This is a genomic window from Chryseobacterium polytrichastri, from assembly GCF_900142445.1.
Classification (GTDB): Bacteria; Bacteroidota; Bacteroidia; order Flavobacteriales; family Weeksellaceae; genus Chryseobacterium; species Chryseobacterium polytrichastri.
This window is the reverse complement of the sequence record NZ_FRAV01000017.1, coordinates 60,792-84,858: the sequence shown is the minus strand read 5'-3', so window position 1 is coordinate 84,858 and position 24,067 is coordinate 60,792. Positions and strand designations below refer to the sequence as shown.

The 24,067-nt window shown below is 33.0% G+C and carries 22 protein-coding genes; 16 read left to right on the top strand and 6 right to left on the bottom strand.

What is annotated here, in order from left to right:
• The first annotated feature begins 147 nt into the window (after positions 1–147).
• The 15 genes from BUB80_RS23645 (at position 148) to BUB80_RS11935 (ending at position 15,283) form a co-directional block, all read left to right on the top strand.
• On the top strand, positions 148–318 hold the full coding sequence (locus BUB80_RS23645; RefSeq protein WP_175549602.1) for a hypothetical protein: 171 nt from the start codon (positions 148–150) through the stop codon (positions 316–318).
• Between the two features lie 284 nt (positions 319–602).
• Positions 603–4,688, top strand: coding sequence for a hypothetical protein (locus tag BUB80_RS23640; protein ID WP_073293161.1), 4,086 nt, complete (start codon positions 603–605; stop codon positions 4,686–4,688).
• A 17-nt stretch (positions 4,689–4,705) separates the two neighbouring features.
• Positions 4,706–5,068 carry a hypothetical protein gene (locus tag BUB80_RS11995; protein ID WP_073293160.1) on the top strand — a complete coding sequence of 121 codons (363 nt, stop codon included), beginning with the start codon at positions 4,706–4,708 and terminating at the stop codon, positions 5,066–5,068.
• On the top strand, positions 5,061–7,622 hold the full coding sequence (locus BUB80_RS11990; protein ID WP_073293159.1) for a hypothetical protein: 2,562 nt from the start codon (positions 5,061–5,063) through the stop codon (positions 7,620–7,622). Before BUB80_RS11995 ends, BUB80_RS11990 begins: the two co-directional genes overlap by 8 nt.
• Before the next feature lie 15 nt (positions 7,623–7,637).
• Positions 7,638–8,222 (top strand): hypothetical protein, encoded by a 585-nt coding sequence (locus tag BUB80_RS11985; protein ID WP_073293158.1) that lies wholly within the window; start codon positions 7,638–7,640, stop codon positions 8,220–8,222.
• A gap of 163 nt (positions 8,223–8,385) precedes the next feature.
• Positions 8,386–8,919 (top strand): hypothetical protein, encoded by a 534-nt coding sequence (locus BUB80_RS11980; protein WP_073293157.1) that lies wholly within the window; start codon positions 8,386–8,388, stop codon positions 8,917–8,919.
• 190 nt (positions 8,920–9,109) lie between these two features.
• Positions 9,110–9,460: a hypothetical protein gene (locus BUB80_RS11975; RefSeq protein ID WP_073293156.1), complete on the top strand. Its 351-nt coding sequence runs from the start codon at positions 9,110–9,112 to the stop codon at positions 9,458–9,460.
• A gap of 166 nt (positions 9,461–9,626) precedes the next feature.
• Positions 9,627–10,193, top strand: a complete 567-nt coding sequence (locus BUB80_RS11970; RefSeq protein ID WP_073293155.1) for an REP-associated tyrosine transposase — start codon at positions 9,627–9,629, stop codon at positions 10,191–10,193.
• Positions 10,194–10,298: 105 nt separating this feature from the next.
• Complete coding sequence (locus BUB80_RS11965) at positions 10,299–10,943, top strand: hypothetical protein (RefSeq protein ID WP_073293154.1); 645 nt, start codon at positions 10,299–10,301, stop codon at positions 10,941–10,943.
• A 1,068-nt stretch (positions 10,944–12,011) separates the two neighbouring features.
• Positions 12,012–12,500 carry a hypothetical protein gene (locus BUB80_RS11960; protein ID WP_073293153.1) on the top strand — a complete coding sequence of 163 codons (489 nt, stop codon included), beginning with the start codon at positions 12,012–12,014 and terminating at the stop codon, positions 12,498–12,500.
• 34 nt (positions 12,501–12,534) lie between these two features.
• A complete protein-coding gene (locus BUB80_RS11955; RefSeq protein ID WP_073293152.1) occupies positions 12,535–12,843 on the top strand; it encodes a DNA/RNA non-specific endonuclease in 309 nt (102 codons plus the stop codon).
• A 124-nt stretch (positions 12,844–12,967) separates the two neighbouring features.
• Positions 12,968–13,888 (top strand): helix-turn-helix transcriptional regulator, encoded by a 921-nt coding sequence (locus tag BUB80_RS11950; protein WP_054512280.1) that lies wholly within the window; start codon positions 12,968–12,970, stop codon positions 13,886–13,888.
• 131 nt (positions 13,889–14,019) lie between these two features.
• The gene (locus BUB80_RS11945; RefSeq protein ID WP_228433788.1) at positions 14,020–14,565 is read left to right on the top strand and encodes an energy transducer TonB; all 546 of its coding nucleotides are present in this window, start codon (positions 14,020–14,022) and stop codon (positions 14,563–14,565) included.
• A 3-nt stretch (positions 14,566–14,568) separates the two neighbouring features.
• Positions 14,569–15,000 (top strand): nucleoside deaminase, encoded by a 432-nt coding sequence (locus tag BUB80_RS11940; protein ID WP_073293151.1) that lies wholly within the window; start codon positions 14,569–14,571, stop codon positions 14,998–15,000.
• An 88-nt stretch (positions 15,001–15,088) separates the two neighbouring features.
• Positions 15,089–15,283, top strand: coding sequence for a hypothetical protein (locus BUB80_RS11935; RefSeq protein ID WP_073293150.1), 195 nt, complete (start codon positions 15,089–15,091; stop codon positions 15,281–15,283).
• Positions 15,284–15,349: 66 nt separating this feature from the next.
• Here the strand turns inward: BUB80_RS11935 and BUB80_RS11930 are convergent, their stop codons facing one another.
• From BUB80_RS11930 to BUB80_RS11905, 6 genes are all read right to left on the bottom strand, one after another.
• Positions 15,350–15,883, bottom strand: coding sequence for a GNAT family N-acetyltransferase (locus BUB80_RS11930; RefSeq protein ID WP_073293149.1), 534 nt, complete (start codon positions 15,881–15,883; stop codon positions 15,350–15,352).
• The gene (locus BUB80_RS11925) at positions 15,884–16,642 is read right to left on the bottom strand and encodes a type III pantothenate kinase (protein ID WP_073293148.1); all 759 of its coding nucleotides are present in this window, start codon (positions 16,640–16,642) and stop codon (positions 15,884–15,886) included.
• A gap of 252 nt (positions 16,643–16,894) precedes the next feature.
• Positions 16,895–17,116 carry a hypothetical protein gene (locus BUB80_RS11920; protein WP_073293147.1) on the bottom strand — a complete coding sequence of 74 codons (222 nt, stop codon included), beginning with the start codon at positions 17,114–17,116 and terminating at the stop codon, positions 16,895–16,897.
• A gap of 16 nt (positions 17,117–17,132) precedes the next feature.
• Entirely contained in the window at positions 17,133–18,971 is a 1,839-nt protein-coding gene (locus BUB80_RS11915; protein WP_073293146.1) for a M1 family metallopeptidase, read from the bottom strand.
• Positions 18,972–19,190: 219 nt separating this feature from the next.
• Entirely contained in the window at positions 19,191–19,661 is a 471-nt protein-coding gene (locus tag BUB80_RS11910) for a DinB family protein (RefSeq protein ID WP_073293145.1), read from the bottom strand.
• Positions 19,662–19,845: 184 nt separating this feature from the next.
• Complete coding sequence (locus BUB80_RS11905) at positions 19,846–21,534, bottom strand: DUF6909 family protein (protein WP_073293144.1); 1,689 nt, start codon at positions 21,532–21,534, stop codon at positions 19,846–19,848.
• Positions 21,535–21,750: 216 nt separating this feature from the next.
• Between BUB80_RS11905 and BUB80_RS11900 the strand changes: the two genes are divergently transcribed.
• Entirely contained in the window at positions 21,751–23,946 is a 2,196-nt protein-coding gene (locus BUB80_RS11900) for a glutamine synthetase III family protein (protein WP_073293143.1), read from the top strand.
• The last annotated feature ends 121 nt before the right edge of the window (positions 23,947–24,067 follow it).

Here is a 24,067-nt window from a genome sequence, read left to right as displayed (position 1 = left end):
GTCGCTTCTCACCCCTACCTTTGGAATATAACAAAGACACAAAATAACAATCAATAAAACCTTTAAACGCCTTTGAATTCAACATTTATAAATGCTGGACAGCAAGAAATACGTCCAAATTTTAACCCAAATCACCAAACAAAAGATATGGAAACACCAAATCACAATCCAGATATAACTTTTGATAAGGAGCTCTACACCGTTGAATGGAGCGACATCGAAAATGCAGAAATAGACTACGAGAATTATCTCGATGATATTGAGAATTTCTTCCGACAGGATTTTGAAAATGATATTCTGGAAGAAGATATCTATTAAACTCAATTTTTAAACACAACACGTTCTGTGCTGTTCGGCGTATTCCTCAAATACCAATACTACTTTACTGTCTCACAACCTTTGAATTCACCATTCACAAATGTTGAACAGCCAGAATTGTGTTTAAAAAAAATTAATGATGAATCACAATAATGATGAAAAACTAACAACTGAGGTGGAAAATTTGTCAAAAGCCACAAAAAAAACATGACTCTTATCAAAAGTAACTCTAGTAAAAAGAGCCTTTGAATCTTAACCTTTATAAAACGAAACAAAATTACAAAATGAACAATTCTGAAAATAAATCAGCTGGTTTATCAGCTGATAATACACCATCACAAACACTATTCAGGTTTGTAAGCCTAAGAAGCCCGCAACTACCTGATGAAAAAAAGGAAAACAAAAAATTCATCACAATTCCGGATGCCCTAAAAGCCGATGATTCTTTCTATAAAACTGTCGCCTCAAACACAGGCTCTAAACAAAGAATATTAAAAGAAAAGGCACAACTTTATAAACAAAACAGCAATTTCATTCCAGATGCTCAAACTCTGAAACAAGTATACACAGTAGTATATGACTATGCTTTATGGCTTGTTAAAAACAAGAGCACATGTACTTCTAATCAGTTTAATGAGAAAATAAGACAGGTAACAATCTCTCCCTCTTATACTTTTCCCAATCTTGTAAATTTATGGAATAATTTAATTTATCAGATTACCACTCAAAAAGACTTTTATGTTAAAGAAGGACTCATGCAGATTCTACTTGCAGCGCATACACTTCAGCCTAACCAATCAGCATTTAATGAAGAAGAAGTTAGGGAGCTTTTATCCGCAAGAGTTGTCATTCCTAAGGAACTAATGCTGGACACTCCTGATGTTCATCCAATTGGTATTGCATCAAAAATGGCAGAAAGAGAACCAGGAGAAACTACAGTTCCTTCTATTTACATGGTAAAACAGCAAAAGATTCAGGAAGCTCAGGCCTTAATCAATAGATATGAAGTTTTAACAAAAGAGCTCTCTCTTATTGAGACCGTATATAATAAAGAATATGCACAGGAATATAAGAGAAGTGAAGAAAAGTATAATGATTCAAATCAATCAATCATTGATGAATATTATATCCGTGTAGAAGAAGCAAGAAGAAAATACTGTGAGATTAGAAAACCTGACCAGCCTTATGATCCTGCAGATCCCTGCAACAAACCGGAAGAAATCCCTTATCCTAAAATTACCAAATTCGAATTCCCATTCCGTCCAGAAATTGAGGCAAGAACGCTTGTCAATTCACTGAAACCTAACAGCATTGATACCGTTTTATCCCTTTTAGACTATGATTTTTCAGAACCAGTCAAGGCAAAAATAGACAATGTAGGAGCCATCGATAATTTACTGGCTGGCAGAAATACTTTCTCTGAAGTAAAAGATATTATTTCAAATGCGACAGCAAGAGCCAACAAATTAATATTGGATAATATGATGGATAACTCTGAATCCTATACCAGTATTGGTGGAGTTCTCCTTCCTGTTTCCAGAGTAGAAACTATCCCTTTTACTTATCAGCTATGTCCAAAGTTTATAATGAGATACACATCTCTGGATTTATCTATTGATGTACCTGATGCTTCTTGGAATGTAGCCAGCATAAGCTATACATTCTACACTAATGCAGGACCTATTTCGGGAAATTATTTTGAAAAAAGCCGTGTTGGAAATAAGATCTTTTTAAGCAAATTATTAGCATCTGCAACCACAGATGGAGTATACATCTCTCAGACAGAGAACTTCACAATGGATGTTAAGATCACCTTTACGAATGGTAAAGTAACTGCTTTTAACCCAAGAATCATCACGATGAAGTCTTGCTATAGTTCATCTTTTGAATTTGTTAATGAAATCAAAGATCCTATTGAAGAACCTGACGATTCTTATATTCCTTCAGGATTTGGATTCAAGCAGATTGGGATTGCAGATTATCTTAAGGTAGAGCAAACCACTCATGCATATGTAGAAGGAGAAGTAGCCCACATCGAAAATGTAATGGCTCGTGAATATCGTGAAAAAGCAACAAGAAGATTAAGAAGAAGCGAAAATACAACAACAAACTCTTCAGATACTGAAAAAGAAAAGCTTACAGATACCACGACTGCTACAAGATTTGAAATGCAGACTGAGATTGCCAAGATGTTGCAAGAATCCAGAGATACCAATGTACAGGCACATTTTGATGCAAAATGGGAAATGACAGGGGGAGCCTCGTTTAGTACAGGAATTGCAGGAGGATATGCCAATCATTCTTCCAAAGAAGAAAGTACAAGACAGGCACTTACTCAGGCACAAGATGTTACAGCAAGAGCATTAGATAGAGTTGTAACAAAAGTTCATGAGGAAAGAATTGAAAAAATCATCGAAGAATTTGAAGAAAACAACAAACACGGCTTTGACAATACCAAAGGAGATAAACATGTAGTTGGTGTTTTCCGTTGGGTAGATAAACTGATGAAAAATCAGATCTATAATTATGGTAAGCGTCTGATGTTTGAATTCATGATTCCTCAGCCAGCTAAACTTCATACATTGGGCATGACCCTAGATAATTCTGCAACAAAAAGTGATCTTGTAAAACCTGAAGACCCAAGAAAAGCAAGTAATTTACCTATGGAGAATTATACTGCTTTAAACAACGATGCCACGTTAAAGCATTGGGTAAGTAAATACAATGCTGAGATTGGTGAAAAACCTTCCGAGTCTTTTGGAATTAGTAAATCATTCAGTGGACGTGATGGAAATTTCGGAGGAAAAGATGATGATAAAGTACAGATTGTCAATGGAAACGGAGAAGTCGAAATTCCAGAGGGTTATTTATTAAAAAATGTTGATTATACTTTCCAAACCTATCCACATAGCTTCAAGGGTGCGCATCAGGCTTTTATGACTATTGGAGGACAAGGCACCAATTGGATTAGTTCAATAAACAACACACAGATGAGTGGAACAACCACAACACTCAATATTAAAAATAAGCTGGAGTTTAGTTTTGCTACCGGAGAAAGTCCAATTATGCAGGGAACTTTAAAACTTAACTTAGAGCTTACTGCTGAAGCAAGAAACGCATGGTTCCAAAAAACATTTAAAGCTATCATTGACAGCTATGAGAAAGCATTAGCGATTTATGAACAAAGAATAGCAGAAGAAAAAGCTACAGGAATCCAGATTAAAGGCTCCAACCCAGGATTCTATCGTCAGATTGAGAATACGGTTCTTCGTAAAAACTGTATCTCTTATATGATTAATAGATCTGCCAATTCTACCCATGGATATGGTATGGCAGGACTTACTATAGGAAGTACTTTTATGGACTATGAAACCGATCTATCATCAAAACTTGATAAATATACTGCTTTCCTGAAATTCATGGAACAGGCTTTTGAATGGGAAAACCTTTCTTACTATCTGTATCCTTATTATTGGGCTAACAAAACAGAATGGGCTAACCTTTATCAGTCCGAAGATGTAGATCCATTATTCAGAGCATTCTTACAAAGTGGGATGGCAAGAGTGGTTGCAACCGTTCGCCCAGGATTTGAAGATGCTGTCCAATTCTATATGGCAACAGGAAAAATCTGGAATGGTGGCGAAGTCCCTGTAATTGGAGATTCACTTTACATGTCTATTGTAGACGAAATGAAGCAGCCAAAAGGAGAAAAACAAGGAAAAGCCTGGATCACGAGACTTCCTACTCCATTAAATATTCTTCAGGCAGAAAGCATCGGATTAAAAGTAGGGCACGCTTTACCTTTTACAGCTGAAGACCCTAACGAATTTGAAGTTCCAGGAGATGTTATCACTGAAAGTAACTTTGTAAAAGATAATTCTTTGATGGGAAACAAATCAAGTATTAAGCAGATCCAGTTTTCACTAAAAAATTTAGATATGGTAGGATCTTATGATACCATTGGTGATCTTGATGATGCAGGTGAATTTCCTAGAAAATACGAATGTATGGGACAAACCATTGAAGTCGTAAGAGATGCAAAATGGTCTAAAACAGATTCGCTTGTGAAACTTTATGGAACTTTGGCTGATGGACTTTCAAGAATAGATGGCATTGAAGCCTTTGCCAATACAAAGAATGGAGTTACAATCCGAGTAGACATAGATAAAATCAAAAACTTCAAATTTGTTAAACCTCCTTATTCAGAAATGTCAGATACATTAGCGTTTACTACTGATGGAATTAATTATCTGAAATTCGCTGATGACTTTTTCACAGGTTCCTCAAACAGATTGTTTGATAAAGATGACAAACTTGTTGATTCTCAGGAATACCACGAAAAACTATCTCTATCAAGATTTTTAATTTAATTCTCTAAAATATAATCATGAGCCGAGTAAAACTCGAGGCTATTTGGCAGCACGAAAAAGTGCTGCCTTATATCCTCACGACCTTAAAGGATAAGATTGATAACATAACTGCTGTGGAAAAGATATTTCTTTTCGGAAGCAGAGGCCGAGTTCCTTTTGCAGATTGGGAAACTCTGGAAGGAAAAGATTGGGATGTTTTAGTACAGGCAAAGTGTAAACTTAAAAATGCTTACGTATTAATTGATAAAGATTATTATTTGGACCTACTGGTTTTGGATGAAGAAACAATAAGAGAACATTATTCCAAAAATAAACTTGCGATGATTTTTCCTGAAAATGATCTATCATATGTAATTTCCAAAACCAAAGATAATGGCTGATTTTCAACAACTCATTGATTTTCTAAGACTTTACAGAAGGGCTGAGGAAGCTGCAAACAATGCTTTACCACCCACTGAAGTTCTTTTAACAACCTTACATGATGGTGAAGCTTATAATGTAAATAAACAGATTTTTGAAACAGATTTTAATAAATATAAACGAATTTTTAGTCTTCTGGACGGTCATCATGCTGAAGCTATTTATCTACTAAAAACTACCGGAGAACGAAAATACTATATAAAAACATCCATCGGAAAGTATTATAACCTTTTGGATGAAACAACAGAAGTTGTGCCTGATGAGTGGCTTATAGAATTTCCCATAGAATTTGCGACTAATTCATATATTTATGATACCAATAAAAATTTGGTAGTTATTTTTTCCGAAAGTTTAAAGGAGGTGAGTATTTTTCCGGACAATATCTATTATGATCCCAATGGAAAGTACATCAAAGATATAGAAAGCGATACATATAGTTATGATTATACAGATCACATCACTACTTTTGGGAAAATCATCAAAATACTCTTTGAAGATGAACAATATTTGTGGAACAATCCAGAAAAGAAAGTTCAGGTTCTGAAAGCTGAAAAAGAAGGCAGAATGAGTTTAATTCCTTTTCTCCAGATAGAATATGGACTGAAGAATTTCATACTCAAATACAGATATTATGAAAAAGGATACAGACCAAAGTTTTTTATACCCTACGATGAATGTTCTATTATATTAAAGTTCTCAAGTATCGGCGGGATACTTACTTTTTTGGACCAGACTTTATTTAGTGAAGGATTTTCTTTACAAAAAGGAGAAAATCAAAATATTCAGAGAGATTTTTTCAGAGATCAATTTATGACTCAGGTAATCCATAAAATAGAAGACAGCATTAAAAGTAAAAGTACACTTGCTTACTATGATGCTATGAAAACCCTGTTTTATTTACCGGAGTCTGTAGCCATAATGTTTAATGACAATTTCTTATGGACACTCATGGAAATGGCCATACAAAGAAATAGCCTTACAAACAAAAAAGACTTGGCAGAAGAAAATATCTTTGTAAAACTTATCAGAATTATTCTCCAAAAAGAAGGACAGGAAGTCAAACTCATGAATTGGTTCCTGGAGAATATAAAAGATGGTGATAAGAATATTACCAAATTCGAATTTATTTATGAAAGGATTAATGGAGAGAATTTCATAGAATTTGCAAAACTGATCAGCCAAGTATGGAAAAAATCAAGGTTCATTTACCCAGATACCAAAAAAAATCCTGAGTTTGCAACTACGGATGGTCTTTTATTCCTTCCATACTCTTCTGAAAAAGCTTTTGGGTTCTATTTCAGTAATGTAAGTATGTCTTTTGAAACCCATAAACAAAAGGGAAGATTACTAAAAACATTATACGATACTGGAAGAACTGAAAATGAAATGAGGCCAAGCTTGAAAACTGATAACCTTGTGTCTACACCAGTTCCGGTTATAGATCAGTTCTGGTACCATCCTTTCTATCCTATTTATCTTAAGGATATTGAGAATCAGCAAACGGAAATGAAACTTGATTCCGTTATTCCTGCCTTTATGTTGAAGGCCAACACAGAAAAGCAATTTTGGAGTAACGTTATTACTACTGCAGAGTATGCGGCAGATATTTTAACTACTGTTTCCGGAGTTGGGAATATTGGAAAATTCAGATATCTGGCGAAATTTGCATCAAAAGCGGGGAAACTCCCCTTTGTAAGTAAAGCTGGAAGAGCAGTCGCAAATATCAGAAAGGTTGTGGCAGCAACTGCAGCTGTGGTAGAAATTACCAGTGGTACAGTAAATACATTATTGAAACTTACAGGTGCAAGAGACGCCGCATGGGGTAAAGCATTATCTGAATATTTATTTTGGTTAGAATTATTATCTTTATCAGGGGAACTTAGCGTTGCAATCCATAATGGATTGAGAAAAAGCGCGAAGGAAATTCTGGAGCACGAAGATAATATCAGAAAGTCTGCAAAGAATGCGGATGAAGCTAAGGAAATAGACAATCTTATAAATCATTTAGAAGAAACCTTAGGATATAATGGGAAAAGATTTGCTAAAAAAGTGAGTATCCTAGCAGACAATGCAAGTGAAAAAATCAAACAATTCGAAGCTATGTATGCATCAGACCGAGTGGAAAACGCTCTTATTTTTAATTCAGCTACTAAAAAAGGAGATTTTTGGACTTCAAACTTAGAACATACAATTATTTTTCCGGACAGGTTTAAAAAAACGATGATAAACTCTATTATTACGCATAATCACCCACGAGGATTTGATTTAAGTATAACAGATATCAAAACATTGCTAGGGCGTAATGCTGCAGAAATAAGAGCAGTAACTCCTAGTGGTGACGTTTTTAGCATGAAAAGCTTAGGAATTAAACCCATAAAAGCACAAGATTTTTTAAAAAAAATCCAAGAAATTCAAAATAATTTTGTAGAGAAAGGAGGATCATTAGAAGATGAATTTGAAGAAATATATAACATCATTAAAAATGATGTAGAATACATACATTATATAAAATAATAAATCAATAATATTATGGACATCAATTTTAAATTAGATTTTTTTTATTACGATGAACTTTTCGTTTTAGATGGAATAGATCCCAAAACGACAGAATTAAAACCCCACATTGATAAATTCAAGTCTTTTATAACAACCAAACCATTAGATAAAGTAGTTGAACTACTTATATTTTCTTATAAAGAAAAATATGCACAGAATCACTTTTGGACAATGAATTTATTAATTGAGGATTCTTATAAGATAGAAGATAAATATCCCTCTTATCTCGATGAAAAAACTGATATCTATTTAAGCTCAAAAAAGATTAATAGAATTGATTTTGAACACCTTATATGCAAATTAAAATTTGATACGGATAAAGGATGTTGCTTTTCTGAATATATGGAGTTTTCATTTAAACAACAACAAAATATAAATAAATTTAAAGAAGCTGTAGAAAAAAGCTTAAACGGAAAACAATATCAGATAATACAATCAAATGACAACCTTACTTTTAAAGTTGAAAACTCACCAATAGCTTTAGTAGAAATAACGGGCAAAAAAGTAAAGATTACTATTAATCCCGATAAATGGATTGCTTACTACGGCTTAGGATAAAAGGACATTAGATTAAACAGAACTTTTAATCTATTGATAATCAAATATCTCATAATATATATTTTTATTAAACATTACTTATTTTTAACAAAAAAATAGCTGATACCTTTATAGATGAACTTGGGGAATTAGTAGAATATATTAAATATCAATAATCAATATTATGAAAAGAGAAAGTTTGGATTTTGAAGTCTTCTACTACATAGAGGCTATGAAAACAATAGATAACCCTATAGAAAGTATCAACGAACTTATGAAATATGACAAGGAAAAAACAGAAATAGAATTGTTTTTAAAAAGTTGTAATTTAAAAGATTTTATCCATGTCATAATTACTATTTTTAAAGATAAATATGCAAATGTAGCTTTATTGGGTGCACTTATTTCAGAAACAATAAAAAAAGAAAAAAAATCGGATGGAACATTGTATACAAAAAAATTTCAATATAGGCATGAGCTAAAATCTCTGAAGTTTAAATATAATCGAAATGATCATTTCGAATCCCTTGAATTTAATATGTCAACTCCTTTTACTCAGATTGATCAGATTATTGAAGAGTCTTTAATAGGGAAAAATCATTCAAAAAACGGAGATAAATATATATTAAATTCTGGTAGTGGAATAGAATATATTGAAGTCACTCCCTCCTTTTTTAAACTAGGAGCTAATATGAAAATATCAAAAAAATTCCATTGATAACCATAACCACCTTAGGGTGGTTTTTCTTTGCTTAGTGAAACATCAAAATGATCTCAAACTTCACAAAAATAGCAGAACAGCAATTAACACAAGAAACTAACCCTCAAATACTTTATAGCCTTTTAATTAATTATGGAAAGAAACATAATCTTTCTACAAAGGAAAAAAAGAACTAAAAGAATAAATTATGTTAACAGACCAAGAAATGCTAATAATAGCCGAACGCTATTTGAAAAGCAAAGCAGAACATTTTGGAGGATCAGATATTGAAGTAGTAATCTTGACCGAAGAGACTATCAAAAAACCGTATGGTAATATTTATGATTATCAATCCAAAGAATATATATTAACCGGAAATTTTAATAAATCTTTGGTAGGAAACTCCCAATTTTTAGTAGAAAAAAAATACGGAAGGGTAGTTGGTTTTGGCACTGCAGATAGCTTAGAAAGCTATATACAAGACTATGAAAATGAAACAATGACACCCAGTTTAGATCTTTATTGGTATCCTGATGAAGACAGATTCGATTATAAATAATCCATATGCTTTCCCAATATAAAACCACATGAATTTAATTTTAATTCGTGGGCAAAAACAGCAACTTAACTGTTGCCCCTAGCTGCCGCACGATTATATCGTGTGGCTTTTTCTTTTAAAACTTTATTCTAGATTGTATTATTTTTATCTTTATAAAAACATAAAGATGAGCCGAAATTACAAATTTCATAATCCTGAAGGATTATATTTCATAAGTTTTGCTGTAGTAGGTTGGCTAGATGTATTTATCCAAAATGAATACAAAGAAATTCTTTTAGAAAGCTTAAGGTTTTGCCAAAAGAATAAAGGATTAGAAATACATTCGTGGTGCATCATGTCAAGTCACGTACATTTAGTTTTTAGAAGTATAAACGGTCACAAACCTGAACTTCTGATTGGCGATTTGAAAAGATTTACAAGCAAAGCCATTATAAAAGCTATTAAAGAAAACCCTCAAGAAAGCAGAAAAGAATTTCTACTCAATTTCTTTCTTCAGGAAGGCTCAAAAACTTCCAATGTGAAACAATATCAATTTTGGAGACATGATAATAAACCTATTGAGTTGTGGAGCAATCGTGTAATCAATCAAAAAATAAATTATGTACACCAAAATCCGGTTGAAGCAGGTTTAGTTTTCCGTGCGGAAGATTACAGATACAGCAGCGCAATAGATTATTCAGATGAGAAAGGGCTTTTGGATGATATTGTGATTTTTAGAATATTTGATTTATAGGATCACTAACCACACGAAAGGATTCGTGCGGCAGCGAGGGAAAAGTTAAATTTGAACAATGGAAGGCTGAAACAGAAAAAGCATATCCTGAATTAAAAAAATAATATGAAAAGTTTTTGTTCAATATTATGCATATTTTTTTATGCATTATTACTTTCACAGAATAATAAATTACAACAATATCGAAATTCATATTGTTTAAAAAATTGCTCAAAATACAAAAAGGAACAAAAATGGATTACTGACAAAAACCCTCCTCCTGCTCCACAAAGAGGAGTTTATCCAGTTTTTAAGCAAGCTTTTTCCATTCCCTTAAATGTTAGGAAAACTATTTATCCTTTTGATAATTATGATACTATGTATGTTGTATCTCCAAATTTTGTGACTGAAACTAATGAACCTAGAAACTATCTTGAAAATAAGTTCCACAATAAAACAAGAATTATTACTTCCGCTGAATTAGATAAGCTTTCTGACATTTTATTTAATTACTATTTATTTAACGATATCTATAGAACAGGTTTTACTTCAAATGAAAGCTATAAATGCATTCAAGATAGCTTTCCAAGTATTATTTTATTATTTATGAGAAAGGGTAAGTTTGAAAAATATATTGCTTTTCCCGATAAAGGAAAAGATAGATATAATTTTACAGATAATGAATATAGTAACTTTGATATGTCTAAAGACAAAGAAAAAAAAATTTTAGAACTGTTTAAGCACGACATTACACCATACAAATGTAATTAACTCAAAATAAAGCACATCTATTAGACTAAATAATATTACCACCTGTTTTTCTTAAAAACATTTCATCGAAAAGGAATATTTTTTTATTGATACTCTTTGAGACTTTTTAAGCCACAGTAGATATGGCTTATTTTTTCAAAAAAAAATATTATAATGATGCTCAAAAACATCTTGCTGTATAACCACATATATTAGGAAGATGAAATTTACTCTCAAATAGCAGAAATAAGGTAAAATAATAATTTAGAAATACTGACCTTATTCTTTAACTATCCACTATTTTAAAAACAAAAACCGCTTTAATTGGTGATTTATTTTTTTTGCAAAGAATGTTGAAAAATCACTAATACCTCTTAAAACAGCATTAGAAAGCACAGAAAAAAGAATGGGAATAACAGCTAATCAATCAGAAACGTTAGAAAATTTTATGGATTATTCACAGCAGACAATTCAGCCATCACCTGAAGAGCTTAAAAATTAAAAAAAAATGGAATTAAAGAAAATAAATATAGAAGTCATCTTTACTTAGAGCCTGTTTAAATTTCTAAATTTAATTTTTTGCATCACATTCAAATCTTTATCTAAATTATATTCTTTAAGGTTTTTTTTTGATTTAAAAGACAATGTACTGATGACCTGTTTTTCTAACGCAAAGCTTTAGCTTCATTATGTATGTTTTCAGGGAGCAAAGGATAGGAATCAACTTTGTTGATTCGTCGAAGCGTATGGATAAGCATACTGCTTCATCAGCGACGAAGTCGCATGACTTTGCTCACTTAGAATAAAGCAAAATTATTCATCAACTTTGCGTTAATCTTTTTAATCAAAAAATAATTTCAAACATCATCTATTGAGTATTGTTGATGAAAATAAACAACTGAGAACTAGATGTATAAAAATTATTGAGTAAAATCTAAACAGGCTCTTAATTAAACTTTTATTTTTTATTTGAAATAAACTCTATAAATAACTTATAGCTTTAACAGCAACTTAACTATTGCGGTTTTTATTTTTAAAAAAGAATTAAAGCTAAAATAATGTATATTACTATCTACAAAAGAGAAAGTTTTGGAAATTGAGTATTTAAAAAAATATGAGTTTTATAAACAAAATGGGGCAAGTAAAAGGATTTCTGCATTCGGTCCACCTGTTGGTTTAACGGAAACAGAAATCAAGCAGTTGGAACTGGAAATGAATAATGGAAATTCTTTTCCTAAAGTATATAAAGAATTCCTCAATATTGGTGGTGAGTTCAGCTGTATCTCATTAAATCATGTCGGGAAAAATGCAGGAAAACTTGTCATAAAATATAAAGAAGCACTTCGGACAAGAAACGTTGACATTGTTCGTCCAATTGCAATACTCAATACTTTTGAAGGTCAGTGCGGAGTTTTTATTTTTCTTGATAATGAAGACAATTCTCAACCTTGGAATTTTTCTATTCACAAAGATTATGACAACGATGAAGGAGAAATTATATGGAAGTCTCCTTTTAAAACATTGGCGGATATGATTGATGAACTAGTCTACATCTCAGAAAATAATCTTTCTGTTTAATAAATCCGAAAGTGAAAACTTAATATTAGTCATCATGAAACAGACAGAAGATCAGATAAAAAAAACTATAGCAAAGGTTTATAAAGATTTAAAATTAGATCATAATCATCAGTATCCTATACAATTAAATTTTTGGAAGAAAGAAGATCAGGATAATAGATTCAATATGGATTACTGGGCTGGATCGTATGACTACTCAAAAGGATTTCCACCTAATGAAATGTATGGAAATTACATCATCGCTATAAATGATAAGGATGGAAAACCATTATCTGCCTTAATTTTCCCTGAAGAATTGAGGATTAATTTAGATAAAAATGGAAATTATGTTTTTGATAAATAGATAATGAGAAGAAAAAAATCTACGCTTTTTTGTTTTTCAATCATCCAACAAATTTATTACAAAAAATAAAACACGACACGTTTTGTCGTATTAAGCACATATATTTGTCTTACAAAACTTTACTATGAAGAAAGACTTTTACCTGACAAGATATGCTTTAATTATAAAAAGATTAGAAAGTTCTCCGGCAACGTACTCGCAGCTGGAGGACTATCTTTTAAACTCTTTTGAATTTCAGGATGCGGATATTAAGAGTTACTCTATCCGTACCTTGCAGAGGGATATTCGTGAGATTTTAGGTCTTTTTAATCTTTCCATTCATAACAAAAAGAAGGGTGACAATCGGTATTATATTGAGAGTCGTCCGATTATGGAAGTGGATGAATACAATCAAAAATTATTAGAATCTTTTCAGGTAAGTAATGCGCTGAATCTTCATCCGGATTTCTCCAATTTCATTTTTTTCGAGTCCAGAAAACCAACCGGAGTAGAACATTTTTATGACCTTTTCTTTGCCATTCGTAATAAAAGAGTGGTCACATTTGAACATTACAATTACAAAAATAAGTTGATGACTTCCCGAAAAGTTCATCCGCTGGCGTTAAAAGAATCCAAAGACAGATGGTATCTTATTGCCATCGACACCAAAGACAAAGCACTGAAATCTTTTGGTTTAGACAGAATCAATTATCTGGATGTTGATAAAAATAAATTTCGTGAAAAGCACAATTTTAATTTCAGAGAACATTTTAAAAATGCTTTCGGAGTGATGAATTTATCTGAGCAAAAGCCTCAAAAAATTGTTCTTAAATGTACTAAACATCAGGGAGAATACATCAAAAGTTTTCCGTTGCATCAGTCACAAAAAGAAACAAAAGAAACCCTTGAGGAAACATTCTTTGAGTTTTTCTTACATCCCACTTACGACTTTATGCAGGAAATTTTATCGTACGGAAAAGAGGTTACCGTTCTAGAACCTAAAACATTAGTTGATGATATAAGAACCCATCTTCAAGAGTCTTTAAACAGCTATTCTGAACTGTAAAAGAATCATCAGATTTCATATTTTTTGATTACTTTTACATGAATATGTCAGGATTGAAAGCTTTATTTCTTTGTTTGTTTTGTCTCATTTCTTCTTTTTGTTTTTCACAACAGACAGAAGACTTTAAGCTCGTGAAAAATTATTACAACAACCATCGAAGTATGTTGGGGACTGAGTTTAAGAAAAAATTTAATGCTGAGCCCAATACATTCAATAAATCTGCTATAAAAAATGACTTCCTGTTCTTCATGAAGAAAATGGACAGTATTGAAAATGTAGCATTGATTGGAGCTTTATTAAAAGTAAAGAACATAGAAGATCTTGCCAAAATTCAAAAGAAAAACATTCAAACACAAGATTCATCTGAACTTATTTCAACAACAGATAAAACGGCAGCCTATCCCGGCGGAGTGGATGCTTTAAGAAAGGAAGTCGTGGATCTTTTTTATTCGGAAGGTGTTTACTCAGAAGTAAAAACCATCAAAACCAATGTTGCTTTTATTGTGGAAAAAGACGGGAGTATAAGCAATGTTAAAGCACAAGGTGATAATTTTACGTTCAACAGACAGGCCGAGATCGCCTTATATTCTATTCCCTCAAAATTTTCTCCAGCAACCATTAACGGAGATGCCGTAAGATTTCGTTTTAAACTTCCGCTTACTTTAAATATTGAATAATATATGTTTACCGACGAATATTACATGAAAATGGCTCTTCAGGAAGCCGAAGCAGCACTAGAAAAAGATGAGGTTCCTATCGGTTGTATTGTGGTTTCTAATAATCGAGTAATTGCAAGAGCCCACAATCTTACCGAAACCTTGAATGACGTTACTGCTCATGCCGAAATGCAGGCGATAACCTCAGCTGCTAATTTCCTAGGTGGAAAATATTTAAAGAACTGTACGTTATATGTGACGTTAGAACCTTGCGTGATGTGTTCGGGAGCTCTTTCCTGGTCGCAAATTTCAAAAGTTGTCATTGGTGCCCGAGATGAACAAAGAGGATTTATCAACAAACACCTTTCTCTTCATCCAAAAACTGAAATGGTTGTTGGCGTTATGGAAAACGAATGTTCCACTATCGTTAAACAGTTTTTTAAATCTAAAAGATAAACTATTTACACCTTTCATCAAGATTAATAGAATTTTTCTCATCATATTGAATAAATAATTATATTTGAATACAACAAATTAAAACAATATGAGAAAATTATCAAGAAAAGAAACCGCAAAAATCAATGGTGGATTAATGCCGGGTCAATGTTTATATACTGATCCTAATACAGGTAAAAAAATAATCGGCTGTAGATTGCAACCCGTTCCGGATTGTTGTGGAGGATGGGTATATCCAATTCCAGGGCACGACTGCGTATCTTGTACTACTGGTGATCTTTAAAAAATTAAACAGCCTTTTTTAAGGCTGTTTTTATTTATATTCTCCTGAAAAACAATATCATGTGAATTAATCCTTATTCCTAAAAACAGAATACAACGGAATATCAAAGTATTCCCCGTTCTTCTTTAGATGCTGTTTCAGCAAAGCTTCTTTTTCCATTCCTATTTTTTCCAATACTTTTCCTGATGCCGGATTGTGTAGAAAATGCGTGGCGTAGATTTTATTTAAGTGTAATTCATTAAATCCAAAATCCAAAATAGCTTTTGCCGCTTCCGTAATATAACCTTTATTCCAAAACGAAGCACCCAGCCAATACCCCAATTCTGCTTTATCATCTCCTCTATCGTGAAGTCCGATGGCACCCATAATTTCATGATCTTTATTTCGGATTGCAAAAGTGTACCCCAATTTATTTTCAAATGCCTGCTGAGAATTATTCAACCAGAACTGAGCATCCTCTTCTGTATAAGGAGAAGGAATATTGGAAGTAAGATCAGAAAAAATTTTCGACTGAAGATATTCAACAACCAAAGGAAGGTCTTCCACCTTCAATTGAGAGAGAATAAGTCTTTCGGTTTCTATTCTTGGAAATTCATTCATTTATAAATCTTTTCCTAAAAAGTATAATCCTTTCAGTGTATGAAGTCTGTCTGTGATATGGATCTTGGTTGTCAAAGGTTTGTAGACATGCGAAACACCACCCGTTGCAATCACAAAACAATCGTCATTTACCTCATCATTAATTCGGTCGATAAACCCTTCTACCATTCCTAAAAATCCGTACACCATTCCGCTTTGCATACATGTTACCGTATCCAATCCTAAAACAGACTTTGGTTTTTTTAATTCAATTTCAGGAAGCTGAGCGGTTTGACTGATTAAAGAGTTTAAAGAAGTAACAATTCCCGGAGCGATAATTACACCTAAGGTTTCTCCGGTTTCCGTTACACAACTTGCGGTAAGAGCCGTTCCGAAATCTATAATAATTTTCTTTCTGTCCGGATACAAATTGTGAGCAGCCACGAGATTGGCATAAATATCCGTTCCCATTTGTTTAGATTTCGCCTGAACGCCAGAGGGCGTACTTCTGTCAACAATTACAGGCTGAATACCGTGGATCTTTTTTATCGCCGAACTCACCACCTTGGTCAATTGGGGAACCACCGATCCAATAATGACTTTACTAATATCTTTGGGATCTATTTTGTAGGTCTGATACAACATCAACATTTGAACATAAAGCTCATCCGTCGTTCTATAAGGCTTTGTATTAATGACCCATGAAATATCACAATTGTCATCATCAAAAAGACCAAACCTCACATTGCTGTTTCCTACATTGATTACGATAGAATTCATTTAAATCTTTATTTCTTTTAGCATAAAAAATCACTGTAAAAGTAAAGTTTTTACACAAAAAAAGCTTCATTAACTCCAATATTCTTTGATTAAAAAAAAGAATATTTCTTAATTTATATTTTCAAACAGATAAAATCACACTTAAGAGAAATACAAACACACTTATTAGCTATAGATAAACAGCTACTGTTTCTTGTTTTTCAATGATGACAGATTACGATAGATTTGATCATCAAATTATAACACATCCATCTAAAACAAAATCATTATGAAAAATTTAAAGAAACTCTCAAGAAGCGGATTAAAATCCATACAAGGAGGAAATGTAAATTGTCCTATACCCGGAATCAGCGTACCAGCAATATGTCCAGGAAGTAAATGTCCAGCAAATCCTTGTGCCACCTTAAACTGTATAATACCTCCGGCGTGTGCTCCACATAATGGATAAATAAAAAAAGGAGGAACTTTTCTCAAAATTCCTCCTTTTTAATTATTTTACTTCAACAAAGTTGTCTGCCATATTCACATCAGCAATTCTCTGACTGAAATCTATTCCCAGAACAGATAGCTGAGACTTCGTGTAAGGAATTGTTAACGTATATTCTTTTTGTGTCCAAGGCCAATACTCTAGTGTCTTAAAATCACCGTACGCATCTTTTGATTTCCAAGTATGGGTAAGATTGGTTGGAATCTGATATGTAACAATTTTCTTATCCTTGGTCATTACACTAAAATCAATCGGCATTGGAACTTGTCCGTTATTGATTAAAGTAATTGTTGTAGACTTGGCATCGTATTTTACATCCTTAATTCCGTAATCTATCGTTTTTGTAGTGTTGATCCAATAATGATGGAACCATTTCAGATCCATTCCTGAAACTTTCTGAGCGATATGCAGAAAATCTCTGTCTGTAGGATGTTTCATGCTCCATTGATCATAATATTGTTTCAATGTTTCTGCAAGATTTTGCTCCCCCATGATATAGCCTAATTCAACCAAATACAATTCTCCTTTCACATATGTAGAATAAGTATAAGAAGTTCCGTTATCGTGGTGGTCACCTAGCCAAACTGCAGGCTCTTCAATCTTTTTTTGAATGAATTTTCTGTAAGCATCCAATCTTTCAACAAAAGGATTCGGCAAGTCTTCAGGGAATAGCTGGTGCATGGTGTACCCTTCCGCATAACTTGTAAATCCTTCATCCATCCATGGACGCATCGATTCGTTGGTCGCCAACATTTGCTGATACCAAGAGTGTGCCCCTTCATGAGCCATTAATCCCATTAAATCCTTAATACTTTTAGCTTCACCCAAGATCATGGTACACATTCCATACTCCATTCCGCCATCTCCACCTTGGATAAATGCATAGGTTGGATATACATATTTCCCAAAGTGATTATTCATGATCTGGAAATATTTTGTAAGATAAGCCGGAGCTTCTTCCCAAACTTTTGTTTTGTCATTGTTTTGATAGACCAAGAAAACTTTTGGCCCTTCCGGTACCTCAAAACTTTTTACCACATAATCTCTGTCGGCACTCCATGCAAAATCCAGCATATTTTTAGCCGTCCATCTCCAGGTTGCTTTTTTATCTTTTTCGGTTTTAATCTTTGCATTGGTATCATACCCTTTTACTTCAGTCGGGTTTTCAAGAATTCCACCCGCTCCTACTACATAATCTTTATTGATTTTAATGGTCACATCAAAATCCGAGAATGGCGCATGAAACTCTCTTCCCAAATAATCGAAAGTAGCCCATCCGTCATAATCATATTCTGAAATTTTAGGATACCATTGCGTCATGGTCATATCAACGCCCTCTTTATTGTTTCTACCGCTTCTTCTGATTTGCTGAGGAATTACAGCATCCCATTCCATTGTGAAATTGGTGGTTGAATTTGGTTTGATCGGTTCTGCTAAATACACCTTCATGATTGTTTCCTGAATTTCAAACTTCAGGTTTTTCCCATTTTGTTTGATCCAGTGAATATTTTGAGCCCCTTCTTCATTTTTCGGAATAGAAGCTAATGTTGAAATACCGTTTTTCTGCAATCTTGAATCTCCGTTCTTACCTTGACTCGCCACTCTTTGATCCATCATTGAATTGGGTTTAAAAGCATTCCAGTATAAATGGAAATACACCACGTTCAATTCATCCGGAGAGTTATTGGTATATTCTAAAGTTTGATTTCCCTGATACGTAAATTTTTCTGCATTAACATCAATATCCATCTTGTACTTCGCAGCCTGCTGATAGTAAGGCGTCTGCTGTGCCTGAAATTGAGAAATGATAAATGCAAATAGGATTGCAACCGATTTTTTCATTTAAAATTTAATTTTTTTAAAGGTAAGTAATTTAAATAAGACCTAAAAAATGGAGTTATGCTGAGGTTTTATTTCGTTTGATATGGTTTTAGATTAATTTCAATTGGGTTTGTTAAATATTTAAACACTAATATCACAAATGAATTCACAATTTTAAACACAAATAATATTCGTGTTATTCGTGAAAAAATTAGTGTTATCCGTGTTTAAGAATAAAATTCATATATCTTTCAAAAGCTTTTTAATCAAAGTAATCTGCCCCAAATGATAATAAGAATGTTCAATCATCCCATCAATATTTCTAAGATAAGTTCCGTATTTTTCATCAACAAAAACTTCATCCATTTTAGAGTTAGGCATTTGTTCTAATAATGTTGCAAACTTTTCAGAATCAGTCCATAATTGATTTAATAATTCGTCCCATTTTTCCTGAGATTCAATTGGAGGAAGGTCGAAACTGTATTTATCTTTAATCTCAAGATCGCCACCTTCAAATACATTGATAAGTCCTGCAATATAATAATGAATATGAAAAGTAAGCATTGCAATTGTATTCAAAGAACTCACTTTTGTGGTTGCCTCCTCCCAAGTTACATCTTTAAGCTGATCTTTAAAATTGGTATTTGCGATCCAGAAACCATCAAGCAAAACTTCCCTAAATCTTTTTGATAATTGTGAAACTGAACTCATGATTTTTAATTTTTTTAAAGATAAAGTTTTCTTAAACACTAATAACACAAATGAAAAAACACAATTTTTAAACACAAATAAAATTCGTGATATTCGTGAAAAAAATTAGCGTTATTTGTGTTTAAAGAAAACAAAAAACCTCAAATGCAGAACACTTGAGGTTATATTTAATTTAGAATCAAAATTATTTTTTAGCAGGTAATTTTTTACCACTTTCCAATATCTTTTCTAAAATTTTCAAGGTAATCAGATACGTTGGTTTTACTCCTGTAAGTCCTAATCCACCTGAAGACAATGTACTTCCCGTTTCCAAAGGATTATCCGAAGCATAATAAGCGTAACAAACAAAAAGGTCTGGTGCAATATGATGTCTGATTTTAGACGCCACCTGAATTGCTTTTTGATAATGCGCTCCTTCCATTTCTAATCCGATTGCCTTCCATGAAGTATGCATGAAATACGATAAAATATCTCTGTTTTGAAGTGACGTTCCTAAAACGGTAATCATCGTTCCTTCAAAAGCTTTTAATTCGTCATCTTTAAAATCATCCAGTTTCAAAGCATTTTCAAAAGGATAGTTATCTGCCGTTCCTTCAAAAATATGGGAAGTAGGAATCATAATATCTCCTTTTGCGCCTTCTAAAATTCCGGCTTTTCCCATAATGGAAACAGATTTCACCTTCATCATATATACTTCTCCTTTATGCTCGAAAGGTCTCAGCAATTCATCCATTACTTCAAAAGCCTGTTCACCGAATGCATAATCGAAAACCATGATTACATCGTCTCCGCCATATTTAATATGACCGAACGGTGTATTTTTAAGGTCTGTTTTGCTTAGGTCGATGATCTGAACGTCGATATTACTTCCGCTTTTGTCATCAATATAAATTAAACCTTGTTCTAATGCATATTTAGAAACCTTATCACGAAGCTCTTTCTTGTCGGAAATATCTCCGTACATTTTATAGTCTACTTCTTTGTGATCTTTTTTCTTTAGTGCATCATTTCCGTACAACATATTTTTCACAGAGTGCATATTCGCAGAAATAATATGTAGCGGACGCATGTGAAGATTGTTTTCAAATAAAACCTCTTTCACTTTATGAGCCCATTTTTCACCAAAGTAATGGTGACCTACTCTTTCCTTTAATATAGCACTGAAATGAATTTCTCTTTCTCTGCTTTGCTTAGCATCTTCTAAACTTACTTTTCCTAAGTTGTAAATGATCTTAAACAAACGGTCAGGATTGTTATCGTCTCCGAAAGTATTGTAAGCTCTTAACGTTTCATCGAAAGTTCTTCCTATTAAAGAAGATAAATGAATAAGAGCAACCTCTTTCTCCTTTCTTGTGAATTGTTTTTCGCCTTTTACTACTTCTTCAATAATTTTAAAAGCTCTTGTCGGCTTCCAGTTTTCATCTTGGATGAAAGCCAGATTACGGATTTTATCTGCTTCTATAAATAAGAAGGTTAAGTGGGTAAGAATGTCATAAATTTCAGAACGCCCCAAAAGAACTTCAATATTCATCTGGTGTTCGTCTATTCTATAACAGTTTCTTCTTCTCTTTTTAGGTACAATTGGTTCGAAACTTCCTTTATCAAAACCTTCATCAGATGTCAAATGAATAAAAGCACATTCTTCAATTCCCTCCGGAAGTCTGTCTAAAACATACATCAAACCATCTAGCTCCAATTTGTTTGGAACATTCATGGTACCATAAATCTCAGGATTGATTGTTTTCAACAAACTTCTAATACTTTCTCCAGAAACACCTGCCGGCTTGAAAAATCCTCTATAAAATAAATGTCTCATAGAGATGTATAATCTTTCAATAGCTTCTGTTGTTTCTCTTGCTCTAGAATTTGTCATAAAATAAATTTCACACAAATATACAAAATCTCCCTTCAAGTTATTTTAACTATCTTTTAATAAACTACTTAACATAATACCCAATTTTAGGGGCTTGAAAATTAAATTCTTGTTTGATTTTTAGTGAATTTTTCACAACACCCCTAAAAAATACAGGGCAAAAACATTTTGAATTCATTTTTTTTGTAAATTTGCCCCACAAAATACACCCTTAATATGTCAACTTTAAGATTTAAAGCATTAGAAACATTACCATTCAAGGACTTTAGAAAAGATAATTCGGTAGAAATTCCTGCGAAATTGTCAGAATTATTTTGTGAAAATGTATTCTCTGAAAACACAATGAGAGAATATTTAACAAAAGAAGCATTCCAGTCTATCATGGATGCTATTAAGAAAGGAAGTAAAATCCAGAGATTAATTGCAGATCAGGTAGCCGTGGCTATGAAAGATTGGGCAATGAGCAAAGGAGTAACTCACTATACACACTGGTTTCAGCCTTTAACAGGAACAACTGCAGAAAAGCACGATTCTTTCTTCACACCAATTGAAGGTGGAAGAGCCATCGAAAGATTCAGTGGAAACCTATTAATCCAGCAAGAACCTGATGCATCTTCTTTCCCGAACGGAGGAATCAGAAATACGTTTGAAGCTAGAGGATATACCGCTTGGGATCCTACATCTCCTGCTTTCATTATGGGAACTACGCTTTGTATTCCTTCAATCTTCATCTCTTATACAGGAGAAACGTTAGATTACAAAGCACCTCTTTTAAGAGCGTTGAACGCTGTAGATGAAGCTGCAACAAACGTAATGCAGTATTTCGACAAAAACGTAACAAAAGTAACTCCTACTTTAGGTTGGGAGCAAGAATATTTCTTAGTTGATTCTGCATTATACCAATCTCGTCCAGACTTGGTATTAACAGGAAAAACTTTATTAGGACACTCTCCTGCAAAAGGACAGCAGCTAGATGACCATTATTTCGGTTCTATTCCTACAAGGGTAATGAACTTCATGAAAGAATTGGAAATCGAATGTATGAAATTGGGAATTCCAGTTACTACAAGACACAACGAAGTAGCTCCAAACCAATTTGAGCTGGCTCCAATGTTTGAGGAAGTAAACGTTGCTGTAGACCACAACTCTTTGTTGATGGATGTGATGGCAAGAATTGCTCACAGACACCATTTCCATATTTTATTCCACGAAAAGCCATTCGCAGGGGTAAACGGAAGTGGAAAACACAACAACTGGTCTTTAGCTACTGATACAGGTGAAAACCTATTAAGCCCGGGAAAAAACCCTAAGAAAAACTTACAGTTCTTAACATTCTTCGTTAATGCAATTAAAGCAGTTCATGAATATGCTGATCTTTTAAGAGCAAGTATTGCTTCTGCAAGCAATGACCACAGATTAGGGGCTAACGAAGCTCCACCTGCAATTATTTCTGTATTCATCGGAAGTCAGTTGTTCAGAGTGTTGGAAGAATTGGAAAAAGTAACAGAAGGCAAACTTTCTCCGGACGAAAAAACAGATTTAAAACTAAATGTAGTTGGAAAAATTCCTGAAATTTTGTTGGATAATACCGATAGAAACAGAACTTCTCCATTTGCATTTACAGGAAATAAATTTGAAATTAGAGCGGTAGGTTCTTCTGCAAACTGTGCAGAATCTATGACTGTAATGAACACAATTGCTGCAAAACAATTAAATGACTTCAAAAAAGAAGTTGACGCATTAATTGAAACTGGTCTTAAAAAAGACGAAGCAATTTTCAATGTTTTGAGAGAATACATCAAGCAATGTAAAAACATTATGTTTGAAGGTGACGGATATTCTGAAGACTGGGCTATAGAAGCTGAAAAAAGAGGATTGAACAACTGGAAAACTACTCCTGAAGCATTGAAGCAGGAAATGAACCAGAAGTTTGTAGATCTTTATGAAGAAATAGGAATTTTCAACCACAGAGAGGTTGAAGCAAGAAATGAAATCAAATTAGAAAAATATTCTACTGTGATTGATATTGAAGCAAGAGTTTTAAGTGATATCGCAAGAAACCACATTATTCCTTCGGCTTTAAATTATCAAAACAGATTAATTGAAAACGTAAAAGGTCTTAAGGATATTTTTGAAGACAAAGAATTCAAAAAATTAGCAAAAGAACAAATAAGTTTAATTACTCAGATTTCTGAAAACATTTCTAAAATTAAATTAGGTGTTGAGGATCTTATGAAAGCAAGAGAAGCTGCAAAAGCAACGCCTGACAGTCAAAAGCAAGCAGAAACGTACTGCAAAAATGTAATTCCATTATTTGATCCGATCAGAGAAGCTTCTGATGATCTTGAAATGATGGTTGATGATGAGCTTTGGCCAATGACGAAATATAGAGAAATGTTATTTACAAGATAACATCTGTAAAGTTCCATATTAGTTAAACTCCTCGGTTTTTTCCGGGGAGTTTTTTTTGTTTCATATTTTTATAATCAATGTACTTAAAATCAAAAACCTCAACTCATTAGAATCAAGAATT

Bases quoted from the DNA above. Each gene is read 5' to 3' on its own strand.
- BUB80_RS23645 (WP_175549602.1), top strand. From the start codon at position 148: ATGGAAACACCAAATCACAATCCAGATATAACTTTTGATAAGGAGCTC.
- BUB80_RS23640 (WP_073293161.1), top strand. From the start codon at position 603: ATGAACAATTCTGAAAATAAATCAGCTGGTTTATCAGCTGATAATACA.
- BUB80_RS11995 (WP_073293160.1), top strand. From the start codon at position 4,706: ATGAGCCGAGTAAAACTCGAGGCTATTTGGCAGCACGAAAAAGTGCTG.
- BUB80_RS11990 (WP_073293159.1), top strand. From the start codon at position 5,061: ATGGCTGATTTTCAACAACTCATTGATTTTCTAAGACTTTACAGAAGG.
- BUB80_RS11985 (WP_073293158.1), top strand. From the start codon at position 7,638: ATGGACATCAATTTTAAATTAGATTTTTTTTATTACGATGAACTTTTC.
- BUB80_RS11980 (WP_073293157.1), top strand. From the start codon at position 8,386: ATGAAAAGAGAAAGTTTGGATTTTGAAGTCTTCTACTACATAGAGGCT.
- BUB80_RS11975 (WP_073293156.1), top strand. From the start codon at position 9,110: ATGTTAACAGACCAAGAAATGCTAATAATAGCCGAACGCTATTTGAAA.
- BUB80_RS11970 (WP_073293155.1), top strand. From the start codon at position 9,627: ATGAGCCGAAATTACAAATTTCATAATCCTGAAGGATTATATTTCATA.
- BUB80_RS11965 (WP_073293154.1), top strand. From the start codon at position 10,299: ATGAAAAGTTTTTGTTCAATATTATGCATATTTTTTTATGCATTATTA.
- BUB80_RS11955 (WP_073293152.1), top strand. From the start codon at position 12,535: ATGAAACAGACAGAAGATCAGATAAAAAAAACTATAGCAAAGGTTTAT.
- BUB80_RS11950 (WP_054512280.1), top strand. From the start codon at position 12,968: ATGAAGAAAGACTTTTACCTGACAAGATATGCTTTAATTATAAAAAGA.
- BUB80_RS11940 (WP_073293151.1), top strand. From the start codon at position 14,569: ATGTTTACCGACGAATATTACATGAAAATGGCTCTTCAGGAAGCCGAA.
- BUB80_RS11935 (WP_073293150.1), top strand. From the start codon at position 15,089: ATGAGAAAATTATCAAGAAAAGAAACCGCAAAAATCAATGGTGGATTA.
- BUB80_RS11930 (WP_073293149.1), bottom strand. From the start codon at position 15,883: ATGAATGAATTTCCAAGAATAGAAACCGAAAGACTTATTCTCTCTCAA.
- BUB80_RS11925 (WP_073293148.1), bottom strand. From the start codon at position 16,642: ATGAATTCTATCGTAATCAATGTAGGAAACAGCAATGTGAGGTTTGGT.
- BUB80_RS11915 (WP_073293146.1), bottom strand. From the start codon at position 18,971: ATGAAAAAATCGGTTGCAATCCTATTTGCATTTATCATTTCTCAATTT.
- BUB80_RS11910 (WP_073293145.1), bottom strand. From the start codon at position 19,661: ATGAGTTCAGTTTCACAATTATCAAAAAGATTTAGGGAAGTTTTGCTT.
- BUB80_RS11905 (WP_073293144.1), bottom strand. From the start codon at position 21,534: ATGACAAATTCTAGAGCAAGAGAAACAACAGAAGCTATTGAAAGATTA.
- BUB80_RS11900 (WP_073293143.1), top strand. From the start codon at position 21,751: ATGTCAACTTTAAGATTTAAAGCATTAGAAACATTACCATTCAAGGAC.